This window comes from Xylophilus rhododendri (assembly GCF_009906855.1).
GTDB lineage: Bacteria > Pseudomonadota > Gammaproteobacteria > Burkholderiales > Burkholderiaceae_C > Xylophilus > Xylophilus rhododendri.
The window spans coordinates 4204272-4222553 of record NZ_CP047650.1 but is presented as its reverse complement, the minus strand read 5'-3'; the positions used below and the strand labels follow the sequence as shown (position 1 = coordinate 4222553).

The following is an 18282-nucleotide window of genomic DNA, read 5'->3' as shown; positions in this document are numbered from 1 at the left end:
CTAGCCGCGGCCGAACAGCCGCTTGACGCCCAGCCACTGTTGCACCCAGAAGCCCTCGCCGTAATCGCGCACCCGGCCGTGTTCGTCGGGCTCGACCTGGTCGCGGATGCCGGTGGGGTCGAAGCGGATGGTGAAGTCTGCCGTGCGGAACAGCATGTCCCACCAGGGCAGCAGCACGCCGAAGTTGCAGCCGCCGTAGGCCGTGCCGACCGGCGGGATGCCGTCGCCTTCGTGACCGCCGCGCGGCGTGTTGCGGGCGGCGGCATCGTCGGCCGCCAGCGGCCATTCGTGGCCGACGCCGATGTTGTGGTGCCGGCGATGGAACCGCGGGCTGACCCACAGCCGCTCGCCGATGCGGCCGAACCAGACCCGCAGGTTGGCATGCTGCAGGCTCTCGCTGAGCTGCGAGAGCACCACCACCGCGATGAACTGGCTGGGCTGCACGCCGATCAGCTGCGCCACCACCACCACGATCGCATCGTGCAGCACCGCGTCGAGCAGGTGGTTGCGGTTGTCGCTCCACATGGTCATCTGGCGTTGCGAGTGGTGCAGCGCATGCAGCTTCCACCACCATTCGAGCTGGTGCTGGCCGCGGTGAATCCAGTATTCCAGGAAGTCGAAAACCAGGATGTAGAGCAGCAGGCTGACCACGGCGATGTCGGTCACGCCCGGCCACAGGTCGTCGAGCTGGAAAGTGCGCAGGCCGTTCACCCGCAGCCAGCCGAACAGCTCGTCGAACCAGGGCTGCACCGCCAGGAAGAGCACCACCCGGAACAGCCCGACCCGGTAGATGAGGGTGTAGAGGATGTCCACCCGGATCGCCCGCCGGTCGCGCACCGGCTCGGCCGGCCGCCAGCGCTGCAGCGGGCCGATCACCACGATCAGGATCGCCACCTCGATCAGGCCGATCAGCAGCCAGCCGGTGCCGTCATAGGCGTCCTCGATCATGCCGGACATGCCCAGCATGAACATCAGCGGCTGGACCACGGTTTCGAACAGCCACTGCTGGGCGACGGAGAAGACGTTGGCGAAAAATTCCATGTGCTGTGGAGTCGCGAACGGACAAACGGTTCAGGCGGATTCAGGGATGCTGCGCGATCCAGGCCCGGTAGTCGGGATGTTCACGCAGGGTGGCGAAGCAGAAGCCGCGCTGCTTGAGGCCCTGGATCAGCGGTTCGAGATTGGCCGGCGCCCACGGGTCCTTGCGCGACCAGATGCCCAGGTGGGCCAGCAGCACATCGCCGGGGCGGATGTCGCGCAGGGCCTTGTCGAGCAGGGCCTTGTTGCTGAAGGTCTCGCTCGGCAGTTCGTCGCCCAGGAAACCCGCGGGCGCCCAGCCTACATGGGCATAACCGCACTGGCGCGCCGCCGCCAGCAGCGCCGGCGAAGTCTTGCCGCCCGGGGCGCGGAACAGCGGCAGGGGCTTGCGGCCGGTCATGGCCTGCATGCGGTCTTCGGCGCGCTGGATCTCGGCGCAGTAGGCGGCGGCATCCACCACCGATTCCTTGCCGGACTGCGGGCCGGCGCTCGGACGCAGGCGGAACTTCACCGGCCGGCTACCTTTGACATCGCCGCGCCAGTAGGCGTGGTCGTAGGTGTGGGAGGCGAATTCGTGGCCCTCGGCGGCACGCGCCTTCCACCAGGGCGCCCAGTAATCGCCCAGGCTGCCGTCGCCCTCCTTCGTGGGCTCGTTGGCGCCGAAGAAGGTGACGTGGACCTGCTCGCGCCTGAGTACATCGGCGACCAGGGGCGCGATGCCCATGTGGCCGGTGTCGAAGGTCAGGTAGACGGGCTTGTCGCAGGTGGCCGCACCGGCCGTGGCGCAGACCGCCGCCAGCGCCAGCAGCAGCGGCTTAACGCCGCGCATGTTCCAGCGTCCAGACACCGTGCGGCGAGCGGCCCACGGGTACCTGCATCACCACCTTCGAAGTCACCGTGTCGACCACGGTGAACTTGCGCGCCCAGCGCGAGGTGACCAGGATGAAACGCCCATCGGCCGTCAGGTCCATGCAGTCCGGGCCGCCTGGCGCAGGGTAGCTGGCCAGCACGGTCTGGGTCTGCATGTCGATCTTGCTGATGGTGTTGGCCACCCGGTTGCTGACGAAGAGATGGCGGCCGTCGCCAGCGCCACGAAACGCGTGCGCGCCACGGCCGGTGGCGATCTTGCGCAGGAACTTCGGCTGCGGCCCGCCCACGTCGTATACCTCCACGCCATCGCTGCCGGTCAGGCCCAGGAAGAGCGTGCGGTCGTCCGGCGCCACGAACACGTCGGCCGGCATGGCGCCGGTCTTGGTGCGCCACTTGATCGCCTGTGTGGCCATGTCGATGGCGACCAGTTCGTCGCTGTCCTGCATGGAGGAATACAGGGTCTGGCTCTTGCTGTCGATGAAGAGATGGCTGGGCGTCTTGCCGGTGGCGACACGTTTGGCCAGGGTGAAGTCCTGGCCGTCCCAGCGATAGATGTCGACGTGGTTCAGCCGGTTGGCGGCCGTCACGAACCACTTCATGTCGGGCGAGAACTGCAGCTGGTAGGGATCGACGATGCCGCGCACCGTGCGCTGGACCTGGGCCGTGCGCGGGTCCAGGAAGGTCAGCGAATCCGACAGCGCGTTGGCGACGATGATCGATTTCTCGTCCGGCGTCAGGTAGAGGTGATGCGGTTCCTTGCCGGTGGGGATGCGCTCCTTCTCGGTCCAGGTCGCCGGGTCGATCACGCTGACGCTGGCGTCGAGCGAGTTCAGCACGAAGATGGGTGTACGCAGAACCGGCAGGGCGGGCTCCGCATGGGCAAGGCTGGCAAACAGTGCAGCAAGCGCGAATGCGGTGCTGCGGGCGAGAGAACGAGCAATCAACATCGAGTGGCGCAGTGGCAAGGCAACCGGAGAGTGTAAGGGGCGGGATTCGGGCGAAGGTTCAGCGGCAGTCGTAACAAACGCCCGGCTTGACTTGGGTCAAGCGGATTTCAGCAAGGCCATGTCTTCGGCCTGCAGCCAGCGCCATTGGCCGGGTGCCAGGTCCGGCGGCAGCACCAGGCCGCCGATGCGCGAGCGGTGCAGGCCCTCGACCCGGTTGCCAACGGCCGCCAGCATGCGTTTGACCTGGTGGTACTTGCCCTGGGTGAGGGTCAGGCGCAGGTGCAGCGAACGGCCCGGCTCGCCGACGATCTCGCAAGCGGTCGCGGCGACCGGCTTCGGGTCGTCGTCCAGCACCACGCCGGCCAGCAGGCGCTCGACCTGGCTGGTCTCCAGCGCATGCTTGACCGTCACCTCGTAGACCTTGGGCAGGTGATGCTTGGGCGAGGCCATGCGGTGGATGAACTGGCCGTCGTCGGACATGAGCAGCAGCCCGGTCGTGTCCTGGTCGAGACGCCCGATGGCCTGCACGCCCTGCACCGCGCCCTTGGCCGGCCGCTGGCGCAGCGGCGCCGGCAGCAGGGTGTAGATGCTGGGATAGGTGGACGGCTTTTGCGAACACTCGGTGCCCGCGGGCTTGTGCAGCATCAGGTAGGCCTTGGCAAAGACCTGCCAGTCGCGGCCCTGCACCCGCAGGCGCAGGCCCTCGGGCTCGAAGGGCTGGGCCGACTCGCGGCAGACCACCGCCGCATCGCCCTCGCCTATCGCGACCAGGCCTTGCTGGACCAGTCCGGCGCACACACGGCGGGTACCGAAACCTTGGGAATAGAGGATGTCCTGAAGCTGCTGCATGAAGCGTCGATGAAAAAGGAAAAGGGCAAGCCGTTGCGCACAACGGATTGCCCTTTCGGAGAGTGGTGGAGCTGGGGGGATTCGAACCCCCGTCCGCAAGCCTTTACCGCGCAGATCTACATGTTTAGCGAGCTGGTTTGAGTCTCATGGCGGATGTCGCGCAGTCGCACGCTGCACCCGTCACCAGCACCCTTGGATCTCGGCCGCACCCCAAGGTACCCGGGGGAAGCCCAGCCTGCGTGAATTACCCCGCTGTACGACTGGAGGCTTGCGCCTTCAACCGCACCCAATCCGTAGACAAACTGGTGCGAGACCGTCTCCGAGGAGACGGAAGGTTCTTAGTGCTTAGGCAGCGACAGCGATGAGGCTGTCGTTTGCTGCAACACGGGAGAACCCGGTGCTTTTTGCGTTGGCAATTAGCTTGTTTCGGTCTGATTTACGAGCGCACCGAGCTCGACATGCACCACAGCGGATCCGAACCCACGTCGAAACCAAATGCAGCCCCAAGCGGACCATTTTACGCCGCATCCAGCAATTTCAAGAGCTGCGCCGGAGATTTAGCGATTGCATGCGCACCCCAGTCCTCGATGGCGGTCGCGCTGCCCAGATAGCCCCAGGCGGCGGCGACCGTGCCCATGCCGGCGGCGCGGCCGGCCACGATGTCGCGCTCGTCATCGCCGACATAGATGCAGCGCGCGGGATCGACATCCATGCGCCGGCAAGCCTCCAGCAGCGGGGCCGGATGCGGCTTGGCATGCGGCGTGGTGTCGCCGCTGATCGCGGTGGCGGCACCCGCCAGCGCCGACACGGTGCCAAGCAGCGGCCCGGTGAAGCGCTGGGACTTGTTGGTCACGATGCCCCAGGCCAGGCCGCGCTGTGCCAGTGCCTCGACCATCTCGGCCACGCCGTCGAAGATCTGCGTGTTCTCGGTCATGCGCTGCTCGTAGCGCTGGAAGAACTCCTCACGCATGGTGGCGAAATCCGCATGCTCCGGCGCCATGCCGAAGGCCACGGCCAGCATGCCGCGGGCGCCCGCGCCGCACATCGGACGGTAGCGATCGAGCGGCAGGGAGGGCAGGCCGCGTGCCAGGCGCATGGCATCGGCGGCGCCACCGAGGTCGGGCGCGCTGTCGATCAAGGTACCGTCCAGGTCGAACAGCACGGCATGGAGATTGCCGAACATCTCAGACCCCCTGCTGGCCGCCGGCACGGCGGGTGGCGATCATGTAGTTGACGCCAGTGTCGGCCGTCAGGCTGTAGCGGCGGTTGAGCGGGTTGTACTCGAGTCCGCGCGAGCCCTGCAGCTCCAGCCCCGCCGCGCGGCAGAAAGCGGCGAGCTCGCTCGGCCGGATCATGCGTGCGTATTCATGGGTGCCACGGGGCAGCATGCGCATCACGTACTCCGCGCCCACGATCGCCATGAGGAATGACTTGGCGTTGCGGTTGATGGTCGAGAAGAACACCCAGCCGCCGGGCTTGACCATGGTGGCGCATGCACGCACCACCGAGGCCGGATCCGGCACGTGTTCGAGCATTTCCATGCAGGTCACGACATCGAAGGCGGCTGACTGCTCGGCCGCCAGCGCTTCGGCGCTGACCTTGCGGTACTGCACGCCGGGCGTGCCCGCCTCCAGCGCATGCAGGCGCGCGACCTTCAGCGACTTGTCGGCCAGATCCACGCCCAGCACATCGGCACCGCGGCGCGCCATCGCATCGGCCAGGATGCCGCCGCCGCAACCCACGTCCACCACCTTGCGGCCTTTCAACGGCGCCTGGCCGTCGATCCAGCCCAGCCGCAGCGGATTGATCTGGTGAAGCGGTTTGAATTCGCCATCCGCATCCCACCAGCGATGCGCCAATTCGGAGAACTTGGCCAGCTCGGCCGGGTCTGCATTCAAAGTTTCTTGCATTCGGCTATTTTCCCACGTGCCAAAAGAAAAGGCCCGCAGGGCGAGCCTGCGGGCCTTTTTCCAAAATCCGATGAAGGATTACTTGGCGCGGGTACCGACCACTTCGATTTCCACGCGGCGGTTCTTGGCGCGGCCAGCGGCGGTCTTGTTGTCCGCGACCGGCTGCTTCTCGCCCTTGCCTTCGGTGTAGACGCGGTTCTTCTCGATGCCCTTGGACACGAGATAGGCCTTGACGGCTTCAGCGCGGCGAACCGACAGCTTCTGGTTGTATGCATCGGTGCCCACGGAGTCGGTGTGACCCACGGCGATGATGACTTCCAGGTTGATGTCCTTGGTCTTGCCGACCAGCTCGTCGAGCTTGGCCTTGCCTTCGGGCTTCAGAACCGACTTGTCGAAGTCGAAGAAGGCGTCGGCAGCGAAGGTGACCTTGCTGGAGGTGGCAGCAGCCGGAACCGGAGCCACGGGAGCGACCGGAGGAGCCGGACGGACGGCAGGAGGAGCAACCGGAGCGGCAGCAGGCACCAGGGCACCGTCGCAACCAGCAGCAGCGGTGGCGGGCGTCCAGCTGGCATCACGCCAGCACAGCTCGTTCGTGCCGTTCTTCCAGACGAGTTCGCCGGTGCCGTTCTTCCAGTTGTCGACGACGTTGCCGCCGTTGGCAGCATTCACAGTGGTCTGAGCGCCAGCGGTGGAGGCGACCGCAGCGACTGCAAACAACATCGCCACTTTGTTGAGTTTCTTCATGGTTCTCCTCTTGGGGAAAAAGCCGCAGCCGCGCTGCGATCCTGTACGTTATCAGTGACCATCACCAAAAACGCTGAAAAAGATTGTGCCATAGCGGTCTTCCAAGTCGTTGCCAAAACGGTACGCCTGCCGTAGGACTGCAGCGCATTTCCCCCGTGCTGTTGCTTGCTTGCTACAAGCCGACTTGACCGTAAAATCAAAGGTTTTCCGCTCGTCTGTTCGCACTGCACATATATGACATCCTTCGCCAAGGAAACGCTGCCGATCAGCCTCGAAGAGGAAATGCGCCGGAGTTACCTCGACTACGCCATGAGCGTGATCGTGGGCCGCGCACTCCCCGATGCCCGTGACGGACTCAAGCCCGTCCACCGGCGCGTGCTCTTCGCGATGCACGAGCTGAACAACGACTGGAACCGTCCGTACAAGAAGTCCGCGCGTATCGTGGGCGACGTCATCGGCAAGTACCACCCGCACGGTGACAGCGCCGTCTACGACACCATCGTGCGCATGGCCCAGGACTTCTCCCTGCGCCACATGCTGGTCGATGGCCAGGGCAACTTCGGCTCGGTCGACGGCGACAGCGCCGCGGCCATGCGCTACACCGAAATCCGCCTGTCGAAGATCGCCCACGAGATGCTGGGCGACATCGACAAGGAAACCGTCGACTTCGTCGCCAACTACGACGGCAGCGAGCAGGAACCCTCGGTGCTGCCGAGCAAGCTGCCCAACCTGCTGGTCAACGGCTCGGCCGGCATCGCGGTGGGCATGGCCACCAACATCCCGCCGCACAACCTCAACGAGGTGGTGGATGCCTGCCTGCATTTGCTGAAGCACCCGCAGGCCACGGTCGATGAGCTGATGGAGATCATCCCCGCGCCCGACTTCCCCACCGCCGGCATCATCTACGGCATCGACGGCGTGCGCGAGGGCTACCGCACCGGCCGCGGCAAGGTGGTGATGCGGGCCAAGGTCCACTTCGAGGACATCGACCGCGGCCAGCGGCAATCGATCATCGTCGACGAGCTCCCCTACCAGGTCAACAAAAAGACGCTGCAGGAGCGCATGGCCGAGCTGGTGCACGAGAAGAAGATCGAGGGCATCAGCCACATCCAGGACGAGTCCGACAAGTCGGGCATGCGCCTGGTGATCGAGTTGAAGCGCGGCGAAGTGCCCGAGGTGGTGCTCAACAACCTCTACAAGCAGACCCAGCTGCAGGACACCTTCGGCATCAACATGGTGGCGCTGGTCAACGGCCAGCCGCGGCTGTGCAATCTGCGCGAGCTGATCGCCGTCTTCCTGCAGCACCGCCGCGAGGTGGTCACCCGCCGCACGGTGTTCGAGCTGCGCAAGGCGCGCGAGCGCGGCCATGTGCTCGAAGGCCTGGCGGTGGCCCTGGCCAATATCGACGACTTCATCCGCATCATCCGCGAGTCGCCCACGCCGCCGGTGGCCAAGGCCGAACTGATGACCCGCGCCTGGGACAGCAAGCTGGTGCGCGAGATGCTCACCCGCACCCGCGCCGACGGCGGCGTGATCAACGCCGACGACTACCGCCCCGAGACGCTGGAAGCGGGGCTCGGCATGGGCGCCGACGGCCTCTACCGCCTGTCCGAGACGCAGGCCCAGGAAATCCTGCAGATGCGCCTGCAGCGCCTCACCGGCCTGGAGCAGGACAAGATCGTGGCCGAGTACAAGGAGGTCATGTCGCACATCGAGGACCTGCTGGACATCCTGGCCCGCCCCGAGCGCGTCTCCACCATCATCGGAGAGGAGCTCGGCCACATCCGCGCCGAGTTCGGCCAGACCAAGCTCGGCGCCCGCCGCAGCCTGGTCGAGCACAGCTCCTTCGACCTCTCCACCGAGGACCTGATCACGCCCACCGACATGGTGGTCACGCTCAGCCACGGCGGCTACATCAAGAGCCAGCCGCTGGGCGAATACCGCGCCCAGAAACGCGGCGGCCGCGGCAAGCAGGCCACGGCGACGAAGGAAGACGACTGGATCGACCAGCTCTTCATCGCCAACACGCACGACTACATCCTGTGCTTCTCCAACCGCGGCCGGCTGTACTGGCTCAAGGTGTGGGAAGTGCCCTCGGGCTCGCGCGGTTCGCGCGGCCGTCCGATCGTCAACATGTTCCCGCTGCAGGAAGGCGAGAAGATCAACGTCGTGCTGCCGCTGACCGGCAAGTTCCGCAGCTTCCCGGCCGACAACTACGTCTTCATGGGCACCCGCATGGGCACCGTGAAGAAGACCGCGCTCGACGAATTCAGCAACCCGCGCAAGGCCGGCATCATCGCCATCAACCTCGACGACGGCGACTACCTGATCGGCGCCGCGCTGACCGACGGCACGCACGACGTGATGCTGTTCAGCGACGGCGGCAAGGCCGTGCGTTTCGACGAGAACGATGTGCGGGCCCTGGGCCGAAACACCCGCGGCGTGCGCGGCATGGACCTGCCCGAAGGCCAGTCCGTCATCGCCATGCTGGTGGCGGAGGACGAGCAGCAATCGGTGCTCACCGCCACCGAGAACGGCTACGGCAAGCGCACCTCGATCACCGAGTACACCCGCCATGGTCGCGGCACCAAGGGCATGATCGCCATCCAGCAGAGCGAGCGCAACGGCAAGGTCGTGGCCGCCACGCTGGTGCATGCCGACGACGAGATCATGCTGATCACCGACCGCGGCGTGCTGGTGCGCACCCGTGTCGCGGAGATCCGCGAACTCGGCCGCGCCACGCAGGGCGTCACCCTGATCAACCTGGACGAAGGCTCGCGCCTGTCGGGCCTGCAGCGCATCGTCGAGAACGACGCCGCGGTCGCGGCCGCCGAGGACGCGCCGGAAGAAGGCGACGCACCGGCTTCCGACACCCCGCCCGAAGCTGGTTCCGACACGCCGGACACCCCGGCCGAATGAAGCGCGCCGGCGCCCCTGGCGGCGCCGGTCCCGCCCTTATCTCTCGCGTTGCCCCACCCGCTGCCGGCGGCGCATTTTCCGGACCGCACCGATGACCCGTCCCTATAACTTTTCCGCCGGCCCCGCCGCCATCCCCGAAGACGTTCTGCGCGAGGCCGCGGCCGAAATGCTCGACTGGCACGGCAGCGGCATGAGCGTCATGGAGATGAGCCACCGCGGTAAGGAATTCATCTCCATCTACGAGCACGCCGAAGCCGACTTCCGCGCGCTGATGGGCGTGCCGAGCAACTTCAAGATCCTCTTCATGCAGGGCGGCGGCCTGGCCGAGAACGCCATCGTGCCACTGAACCTGTCGCGCGCCGCCACGGTCGACATGGTGCTCACCGGCAGCTGGAGCCAGAAGTCGCAGAAGGAAGCCCGCAAGTACGCCAGCGCCGTCAACGTGGTGGCCAGCAGCGAGGCGGACGGCTTCCACGGCATCCCCGACCCGGCCGGCTGGAAGCTCAGCCGCGGCGCCAGCTACGTGCACATCTGCAGCAACGAGACCATCCACGGCGTCGAATTCCAGCAGTTGCCCGACCTGGCCGCGCTCGGCAGCGATGCGCCGCTGGTGATCGACTTCTCCTCTCACGTGGCCTCGCGCCCGGTGGACTGGAGCAAGGTCGGCCTGGCCTTCGGCGGCGCCCAGAAGAACCTGGGCCCGGCCGGCCTCACGCTGGTCGTCGTGCGCGAGGACCTGCTGGGCCACGCCCTGCCGATCTGCCCCAGCGCCTTCGACTACAAGATCGTGGCCGACAACGAATCGATGTTCAACACGCCGCCGACCTGGGGCATCTACATCGCGGGCCTGACCTTCGCCTGGCTGCGCCGCCAGACCGAAGGCAGCCTCAGCGGCGTGGCCGCGATCGAGGCCCGCAACATCGCCAAGGCCAGTCTGCTGTACGACTACATCGACGGCTCGCAGCTCTACACCAACCCGGTCGACAAGGCCGCGCGCTCGCGCATGAACGTCCCGTTCATGCTGCGCGACGAGAGCCGCAACGAGGCCTTCCTGGCCGGCGCCAAGGCGCGTGGACTGCTGCAGCTCAAGGGCCACAAGTCGGTGGGCGGCATGCGCGCCAGCATCTACAACGCCATGCCGATCGAGGGTGTCCAGGCACTCGTCGACTACATGCGCGACTTCGAGAAACAAGCATGAGCGCACCCCTGCCCCCCAACCTCACGCTGGACGAATTGCGCCAGCGCATCGATGCGCTCGACAGCCAGCTGCTGCAACTGGTCAACCAGCGCGCCCTGGTGGCCGAGGCCGTCGGCGAATTGAAGAAGCGCGAAGGCACGCCCTTCTTCCGCCCCGACCGCGTGGCCCAGGTGATCGGCAAGATCCAGACCGCCAACCCCGGCCCGCTCAAGAGCAACCATGTGGCCGCCGTCTGGCGCGAGATCATGTCGGCCTGCCTGGCGCTCGAATCGCCGCAGCGTGTCGCCGTGCTGGGCCCCGAGGGCACCTTCACCGAACAGGCGGCCATCGAGTTCTTCGGCGGCGCCGCGGACATGATGTACTGCGCCAACTTCGACGAGGTCTTCCACGCCACCGCCGCCGGCAGCGCGCAGTACGGCGTGGTGGGCGTGGAGAACTCGGTCGAAGGCGTGGTCACCCGCTCGCTCGACCTGTTCCTGCACACGCCCTGCCACATCGTCGGCGAGGTCAGCATGCTGATCCGCCACAACCTGCTGCGCACCAGCAATTCGCTCGAAGGCATCGAGGCCGTGCTGGCCCATCCGCAGGCTCTGGCGCAGTGCCAGGGCTGGCTGTCCAAGCACCTGCCGCATGCCGAACGCCGGCCGGTTTCCAGCAATGCGGAAGGCGCGCGCCTGGCCGCCACCAACCCGGCCTGGGCCGGCATCGCCAGCGAGCGCGCGGCCACCCAGTTCGGCCTGCACATCGTGGCGCACGCCATACAGGACGACGCCTACAACCGCACCCGCTTCGCCGTCATCGCCCTGCCGCAGACGCTGGCCATGCCGGCGGCCACCGGCCGCGACTGCACCAGCCTGGTCGTCTCGGTGCCCAACCAGCCGGGCGCGGTGCACGACCTGCTGATGCCGCTGAAGACCCACGGTGTCTCCATGACCCGCTTCGAGTCGCGCCCGGCCAAGACCGGCCAGTGGGAGTACTACTTCTACATCGACCTCGACGGCCATCCTTCCCAGCCGCATGTGGCCGCCGCGCTGGAAGAGCTGCGCTCGCTCTGCGCTTTCTACAAGGTGCTGGGCGCCTACGCGGTCGGGGCATGAGCACAGGCGAGGCACCGATGTTCGAACAGCTCGGCCTGATCGGCTGCGGCCTGATGGGCAGTTCCTTCGCGCTGGCGCTGCGCCAGGCGGGGCTGGTGAAACGGGTGGTGGGCTATAGCAAGTCGCCCTCCACCACCGAGCAGGCGCGGCAGCTGGGCATCATTGATGTGGAGGCGCCCTCGGCGCTGCTGGCGGCCTCGGGCGCCGACATCGTGCTGCTGGCCGTGCCGGTGGCCGCCATCGGCCCCACACTCAAGGCGATCCGCCACGTGGTCACGTCCGAGATGCTGGTGATGGACGTGGGCTCGACCAAGGCCGACGTGGTCGAAGCCGCGCGCGAGGCCCTGCGTGAACGCATCGGCTCCTTCGTGCCCGCCCACCCGATCGCCGGCGCGGAAAGCTCCGGCCCGGCCAAGGCCCGCGCCGACCTCTACCGTGACCGCCAGGTGGTGCTGACGCCGATCGAGCGCACCCTCACCATCCGGCTGCAACAGGCCGAGGCGGTCTGGAAGGCCCTGGGCTGCTCGGTGCGCCAGATGTCGCCGGACACCCACGACGCCGCCTTGGCCGCCATCAGCCACCTGCCCCACATGCTGGCCTTCGCCGCGGTCAATGCGCTGGATGGCCAGCCCCAGGGCAGCGAATTCCTGGGCCTGGCCGGACCGGGCTTCCGCGACTACAGCCGCATCGCCGCCGCGAGCCCGGAGATGTGGCGCGACATCCTGCTGGCCAATCGAGCCGAGCTGCGCCGCCAGGCCGATGCCTTCCGCCTGGCGCTCAACGCGCTGGAGGACGCCATGGAGCGCGGCGACGCGCAACAGCTCGAAGCCCTCATCGCCCGCGCCAGCCGTGTCCGCAGCGCCTGGCGCATGCACACGGCCGGCGCAGCCCTCTGAATTTCCGTTTCTCGCCGCCGATGTACGCCACTCCCTTTCTCGACCTCCCTCCGCTGGAAAGCGCCGTCGGCGAGGTTGCCCTGCCCGGCTCCAAGAGCATCTCCAACCGCGTGCTGCTGCTCGCCGCCCTGAGCGAGGGCACCACCGCCGTGCACGACCTGCTGGATTCGGACGACACCCGCGTCATGCTCGACGCCCTGGTGCAGCTGGGCTGCGGCGTGCGGCGCATCGCGCCGGGCCAGGTCGAGATCGACGGCCTGGCCGGCCAGCCGCCCGCCGTCTCGGCCCGCCTCTTTCTGGGCAATGCCGGCACCGCCATGCGCCCACTGACCGCCGCCCTGGCCGTGCTCGGCGGCGACTTCGTGCTCGAAGGCGTGCCACGCATGCACGAGCGGCCGATCGGCGACCTGGTCGATGCCCTGCGCGCCCTGGGCTGCACCATCGGCTACCTGGGCAACGAAGGCTATCCGCCGCTGGCCATCGGCCGGCCGGCGCTGCATCTCGATGCGCCCATCCCCGTGCGCGGCGATGTCTCCAGCCAGTTCCTCACTGCCCTGCTGATGGCCCTGCCCCTGGTCGCCACCGAGCGGCCGGTGGTCATCGAGGTGCAGGGTGAACTCATCTCGCGGCCTTACGTCGAGATCACGCTCAACCTGCTGCAGCGCTTCGGCATCGCCGTCGAGCGGGAGGGCTGGCAGCGCTTCACCATCCCGGCCGGCAGCCGCTACCGCTCGCCCGGCAAGCTGCACGTGGAGGCCGATGCGTCTTCCGCCAGCTACTTCATCGCGCTCGGCGCCATGGCCGCGGTGGAACAGCCGCTGCGCATCCGGGGCCTGGGCGAGGAATCGATCCAGGGCGACATCCGCTTCATCGACGCCGCCCGCCAGATGGGCGCCGTGGTCGAAGGCGGCGCCAACCGCCTGGCGATCCGCCGCGGCGCCTGGCCGCTCAAGGCCATCGACATCGACTGCAACCACATCCCCGACGCCGCCATGACGCTGGCCGTCATGGCCCTGTTCGCCGACGGCCCCAGCACCCTGCGCAACATCGCCAGCTGGCGGGTGAAGGAGACCGACCGCATCGCCGCCATGGCCACCGAGGCCCGCAAGCTCGGCGCCACCGTCGAGGAAGGGCCGGACTGGCTGCGCATCCACCCCCTGCCCGCCGGCGCCTGGAAGGCCGCCACCATCCACACCTACGACGACCACCGGGTCGCCATGTGCTTCTCGCTCGCCGCCTTCAATCCGGACCGCCTGCCGGTGCGCATCGAAGACCCGAAGTGCGTCGCCAAGACCTTCCCGGACTACTTCGAGACCCTGTTCTCCGTCGCCCGCACCGCCACGGCGAACATCCCCGTGCTGTGCATCGACGGCCCCACCGCCTCCGGCAAGGGCACCGTGGCCGCCGCCGTGGCCGCGCGCCTGGGCTACCACTTCCTGGATTCCGGCGCGATGTACCGCGTGACGGCGCTCGCCGCCACCCGCGCCGGGCTGGCGATCGCCCCCGAGCAGGAAGCCGCCATCGCCGCCCTGGCCCGCACCCTGCCGGTACGTTTCCTCGACGGCCGGGTGCTGATCGGCGAGGACGACGTCACCGACGCGATCCGTACCGAGGAAGCCGGCATGAACGCCTCGCGTGTCTCCGCCCTGCCCGCGGTGCGCGATGCGCTGGTCGCGCTGCAGCACGGTTTTCGCCGCCTGCCGGGCCTGGTGGCCGACGGCCGCGACATGGGCACGGTGATCTTTCCCGGCGCCGATCTGAAGGTCTACCTCACCGCCAGCGCGCAGACCCGTGCCGAGCGCCGGCACCAGCAATTGCTCGCCAAGGGGATTCCCGCTAAAATAGCCGACCTTCGCGCGGACCTGGAGGCGCGCGACCTCAGGGATTCATCCCGCCCGGTCGCCCCCTTGAAGCCCGCGCAAGACGCCCTGGTACTGGACAACTCCACCGCGACCATCGAGCAATCGGTGGCGCAGGTAGTTTCCTGGTGGCAGGGCAAACGGCCTTTCGGCGCCTGAATTCGCAGGCATCGCAAGTCCTGATCGATCCCGTCGGTTCCCTCCGCGCCCACTGGCGCACCGACCGATGGGGTGTGTTCAACCAACCGCGGCTCCCACCGCAAACCATCACCGCACACAGCTCCCGGGTCGCAGGCGATTTCCGCCAGCGCAAAACCTGTCGTGCGGAACAGGAAAATACATGTCCGAATCTTTTGCCGCCTTGTTCGAGGAATCCCTGCAGCGCTCCGAAATGCGCGCGGGCGAAGTCATCACTGCTGAAGTGGTGCGCATCGAGCACAACTTCGTCGTCGTGAACGCCGGCCTCAAGTCCGAGTCCTACGTTCCCCTGGACGAATTCAAGAACGACAAGGGCGAAGTCGAAGTGCAAGTCGGCGACTTCGTCTCGGTGGCCATCGACGCCATCGAAAACGGCTACGGCGACACCATCCTGTCGCGCGACAAGGCCAAGCGCCTGGCTTCCTGGCTGGCCCTGGAAAAGGCGCTGGAATCCGGCGAATTCGTCACCGGTACCACCACCGGCAAGGTCAAGGGCGGCCTGACCGTCCTGGTCAACGGCATCCGCGCATTCCTGCCGGGCTCGCTGATCGACACCCGTCCGGTCAAGGACCTGACCCCGTACGAAAACAAGACCCTGGAATTCAAGGTCATCAAGCTCGACCGCAAGCGCAACAACGTGGTGCTGTCGCGCCGCGCTGTGGTGGAAGCCTCGATGGGCGAAGAGCGCCAGAAGCTGATGGAGACGCTGAAGGAAGGCGCCATCGTCAACGGCGTGGTCAAGAACATCACCGAATACGGTGCCTTCATCGACCTCGGCGGCATCGACGGCCTGCTGCACATCACCGACATGGCATGGCGCCGTGTCCGCCACCCGAGCGAAGTGGTCCAGCCCGGCCAGGAAATCACCGCCAAGATCCTCAAGTTCGACACCGAGAAGAACCGTGTCTCGCTGGGTCTCAAGCAAATGGGCGACGACCCGTGGATGGGCGTCTCGCGCCGCTATCCGCAGGCCACCCGCCTGTTCGGCAAGGTCACCAACATCGCCGACTACGGCGCGTTCGTGGAACTGGAACCGGGCATCGAAGGCCTGGTGCACGTCTCCGAAATGGACTGGACCAACAAGAACATCGCTCCCGCCAAGCTGGTTTCGCTGGGCGACGAAGTCGAAGTCATGGTCCTGGAAATCGACGAAGACAAGCGCCGCATCTCGCTGGGCATGAAGCAGACCCGTGCCAACCCCTGGCAGGAATTCGCGCAAAACACCAAGCGCGGCGACCGCGTCAAGGGCCCGATCAAGTCGATCACCGACTTCGGCGTGTTCGTCGGCCTGGCTGCCGGCATCGACGGCCTGGTGCACCTGTCCGACCTCTCGTGGAACGAAACCGGCGAAGCCGCGGTTCGCAACTACAAGAAGGGCCAGGAAGTCGAAGCCATCGTGCTGGCCGTGGACGTGGACCGCGAACGCATCTCGCTGGGCATCAAGCAGCTCGACAGCGATGAGTTCACCACCTTCACCACCGTCAACGACAAGGGCCAGATCGTCACCGGCAAGGTCAAGACCGTCGACGCCCGTGGCGCCGAGATCGAACTGGCCGACGGCATCATCGGCTACCTGCGCGCTTCGGAAATCGGCCGCGACCGTGTCGAAGACGCACGCAACGTGCTCAAGGAAGGTGACGAAGTCACCGCCGTGGTGGTCAACGTGGATCGCAAGACCCGCAACATCCAGCTGTCGATCAAGGCCAAGGACATGGCTGACGAACAAGGCGCGATGGCCAACCTGAGCCAGCAGTCGGCACGCGAAAGCGCCGGCACCACCAGCCTGGGCGCCCTGCTGCGCGCCAAGCTGGACAACTCGAACAACGGCTAAACCGTTGTCGAGAACCTAGAAAGCGACAACGGCCTGGCCGTTGTCGCAAGGAGCGGCGTGCGGCATGATTGCCGCTCGCCGCTTTTTTTTGCCCGTCGTTTTCCCAGAACCCGCATGACCCGCTCCGACCTCGTCGAGGAACTCGCCGCCCGCTTCGCCCAGCTCACCCACCGGGACGCCGAAACCGCCGTCAAGACCGTGCTGGATGCCGTGGCGGACGCCCTGGTGCGCGGCCACCGCATCGAGATCCGCGGCTTCGGCAGCTTCACCGTCAACCACCGTCCGCCGCGCATGGGGCGCAACCCGCGCAGCGGCGAAAGCGTGGCGATTCCCGAGAAGCGGGTGCCGCATTTCAAGCCCGGCAAGGCGCTGCGCGAAGCGGTGGATGCACGCACTACCGCCCTGAAGGCCGGCCCCGCCACGGACGCCTAGAATCGCCTGTCGCTATGTCGGGCACGGACGCATGAAATACCTCGTATGGCTGCTGAAGGCGGCCATTTTTTTTACCCTCTTCGCTTTCGCGCTGAACAACCAGCAGGACGCGACGGTGAACTTCTTCTTCGGCACCCGCTGGCAGGCGCCGCTGGTGCTGGTGGTGCTGACCGCCTTCGCGCTGGGCATCGCCTGCGGCGTGCTCGGCATGGTGCCGCGCTGGTGGAAGCACCGCAACGCGGCGCGCCGCGCCCAGATGCAGCCTGAAAAGGCCGCGCCGGCCGCAGCCGCCAGCACCCCGAACGCCACGACGGTACCGATCGAACAGGTACGCCATGGACTCTGACGTCGTCATCGGCCTGGGCTGGATCCTGCTGGGCCTGCCGGTCGCCTTCGTGCTGGGCTGGTTCGCCTCGCGCTTCGACCTGCGCCAGATGCGGCTGGAAAACCGCCAGGCGCCCAAGGCCTATTTCCGCGGCCTGAACTTCCTGCTCAACGAACAGCAGGACCAGGCCATCGATGCCTTCATCGAAGCGGTGCAGAACGACCCGGACACCTCCGAACTGCACTTCGCGCTCGGCAACCTGTTCCGCCGGCGCGGCGAATACGAACGCGCCGTGCGGGTGCACCAGCACCTGCAGAACCGCGGCGACCTCAGCCGCGGCGACCGCGACCGCGCCCAGCACGCCCTGGCGCTCGACTACCTCAAGGCCGGCCTATTGGACCGCGCCGAGGAAGCCCTGCGGCGCCTGGAAGGCACGGCCTACGAAGAGCAGGCCCGGCTGGCCCTGCTGGCCATCTACGAACGTTCGCGCGACTGGCAGCAGGCCGCCGCGATCACCGAGCGCCTCACCGCCGCCGGCCAGGGCGACTTCACCATCCGCCGTGCGCACTACCTGTGCGAGCAGGCCGTCGCCAGCAGCGGCACCGGCGACATCGACGGCGCGCTGGCCCTGCTGCAGCAGGCCGCCGCCACCGCCCCCGGCGCGCCGCGCCCCCGCATCGAACTGGCCCTGCTGGAGCGCCGCCGTGGGCGCGACGAGCAGGCCTACGAGGCCATCCTGCAGCTCAACGAAGTGGCGCCGCCCGCCCTGCCCCTGGTGGCCCGCGCCCTGGCCGAAACCGCCATCGCCAGCGGCCACGCACAGCAGGCGCGCGAACTGCTCACCGCCCGCTACGAAGCCTCGCCCTCCCTCGACATCCTCGACGCCATCGTGGCGCTGGAACAGGGCACCGACGACGCCCGCGGCTGGTACCTGCGCCACCTGGAACGCGAGCCGTCCCTGGTCGCCGCCGCCAAGTGGCTGGCCGGCGAGACCCTGCAGCACGAAGGCCTGCATCCCCCCGTGCAGAAGGCGCTGGACCATGCCGCCAAGCCCTTGCTGCGCTACCGCTGCGCCGCCTGCGGCTTCGAGGCGCAGCAGCATTTCTGGCAATGCCCGGGCTGCCAGACCTGGGACAGCTATCCGCCGCGCCGCGTCGAAGAGCTGTGAA

Annotated in this window: 16 protein-coding genes and 1 other RNA gene; 9 read left to right on the top strand and 8 right to left on the bottom strand. The window is 67.3% G+C overall.

Annotated features, from left to right (window positions below; translation table 11 throughout):
• The 8 genes from GT347_RS19455 to ompA form a co-directional block, all read right to left on the bottom strand.
• Entirely contained in the window at nt 1–1041 is a 1041-nt protein-coding gene (locus GT347_RS19455; protein ID WP_160553773.1) for a sterol desaturase family protein, read from the bottom strand.
• Between the two features lie 40 nt (nt 1042–1081).
• Nucleotides 1082–1867 (bottom strand): polysaccharide deacetylase family protein, encoded by a 786-nt coding sequence (locus GT347_RS19450; protein WP_160553772.1) that lies wholly within the window; start codon nt 1865–1867, stop codon nt 1082–1084.
• Nucleotides 1854–2855, bottom strand: a complete 1002-nt coding sequence (locus GT347_RS19445; RefSeq protein WP_407704109.1) for a YVTN family beta-propeller repeat protein — start codon at nt 2853–2855, stop codon at nt 1854–1856. The genes GT347_RS19450 and GT347_RS19445 overlap by 14 nt, the downstream gene beginning before the upstream one ends.
• 96 nt (nt 2856–2951) lie before the next feature.
• Nucleotides 2952–3704, bottom strand: a complete 753-nt coding sequence (locus GT347_RS19440; protein WP_160553771.1) for a pseudouridine synthase — start codon at nt 3702–3704, stop codon at nt 2952–2954.
• A 63-nt stretch (nt 3705–3767) separates the two neighbouring features.
• Nucleotides 3768–4209, bottom strand: a transfer-messenger RNA (tmRNA) gene (gene ssrA, locus GT347_RS19435).
• 12 nt (nt 4210–4221) lie between these two features.
• The gene (gene gph, locus GT347_RS19430) at nt 4222–4887 is read right to left on the bottom strand and encodes a phosphoglycolate phosphatase (protein ID WP_160553770.1); all 666 of its coding nucleotides are present in this window, start codon (nt 4885–4887) and stop codon (nt 4222–4224) included.
• A 1-nt stretch (nt 4888) separates the two neighbouring features.
• Nucleotides 4889–5614, bottom strand: a complete 726-nt coding sequence (gene ubiG / locus GT347_RS19425; RefSeq protein WP_160553769.1) for a bifunctional 2-polyprenyl-6-hydroxyphenol methylase/3-demethylubiquinol 3-O-methyltransferase UbiG — start codon at nt 5612–5614, stop codon at nt 4889–4891.
• A 78-nt stretch (nt 5615–5692) separates the two neighbouring features.
• On the bottom strand, nt 5693–6358 hold the full coding sequence (gene ompA / locus GT347_RS19420) for an outer membrane protein OmpA (protein ID WP_160553768.1): 666 nt from the start codon (nt 6356–6358) through the stop codon (nt 5693–5695).
• A 234-nt stretch (nt 6359–6592) separates the two neighbouring features.
• Between ompA and gyrA the strand changes: the two genes are divergently transcribed.
• The 9 genes from gyrA (at nt 6593) to lapB (ending at nt 18281) form a co-directional block, all read left to right on the top strand.
• Nucleotides 6593–9277 (top strand): DNA gyrase subunit A, encoded by a 2685-nt coding sequence (gene gyrA, locus GT347_RS19415; RefSeq protein ID WP_160553767.1) that lies wholly within the window; start codon nt 6593–6595, stop codon nt 9275–9277.
• Between the two features lie 91 nt (nt 9278–9368).
• Nucleotides 9369–10475: a 3-phosphoserine/phosphohydroxythreonine transaminase gene (serC, locus tag GT347_RS19410; protein ID WP_160553766.1), complete on the top strand. Its 1107-nt coding sequence runs from the start codon at nt 9369–9371 to the stop codon at nt 10473–10475.
• Nucleotides 10472–11572 (top strand): prephenate dehydratase, encoded by a 1101-nt coding sequence (pheA, locus tag GT347_RS19405; protein ID WP_160553765.1) that lies wholly within the window; start codon nt 10472–10474, stop codon nt 11570–11572. The genes serC and pheA overlap by 4 nt, the downstream gene beginning before the upstream one ends.
• Before the next feature lie 17 nt (nt 11573–11589).
• Nucleotides 11590–12468: a prephenate dehydrogenase gene (locus tag GT347_RS19400; RefSeq protein WP_160555440.1), complete on the top strand. Its 879-nt coding sequence runs from the start codon at nt 11590–11592 to the stop codon at nt 12466–12468.
• Between the two features lie 20 nt (nt 12469–12488).
• The gene (locus GT347_RS19395; protein ID WP_160553764.1) at nt 12489–14486 is read left to right on the top strand and encodes a bifunctional 3-phosphoshikimate 1-carboxyvinyltransferase/cytidylate kinase; all 1998 of its coding nucleotides are present in this window, start codon (nt 12489–12491) and stop codon (nt 14484–14486) included.
• Between the two features lie 181 nt (nt 14487–14667).
• Entirely contained in the window at nt 14668–16356 is a 1689-nt protein-coding gene (gene rpsA, locus GT347_RS19390; RefSeq protein WP_160553763.1) for a 30S ribosomal protein S1, read from the top strand.
• Nucleotides 16357–16470: 114 nt separating this feature from the next.
• Nucleotides 16471–16788, top strand: a complete 318-nt coding sequence (locus GT347_RS19385; RefSeq protein WP_160553762.1) for an integration host factor subunit beta — start codon at nt 16471–16473, stop codon at nt 16786–16788.
• A 31-nt stretch (nt 16789–16819) separates the two neighbouring features.
• The gene (locus GT347_RS19380) at nt 16820–17134 is read left to right on the top strand and encodes a LapA family protein (protein WP_160553761.1); all 315 of its coding nucleotides are present in this window, start codon (nt 16820–16822) and stop codon (nt 17132–17134) included.
• Nucleotides 17124–18281, top strand: a complete 1158-nt coding sequence (gene lapB, locus GT347_RS19375; protein WP_160553760.1) for a lipopolysaccharide assembly protein LapB — start codon at nt 17124–17126, stop codon at nt 18279–18281. The genes GT347_RS19380 and lapB overlap by 11 nt, the downstream gene beginning before the upstream one ends.
• Nucleotide 18282: the final 1 nt, after the last annotated feature.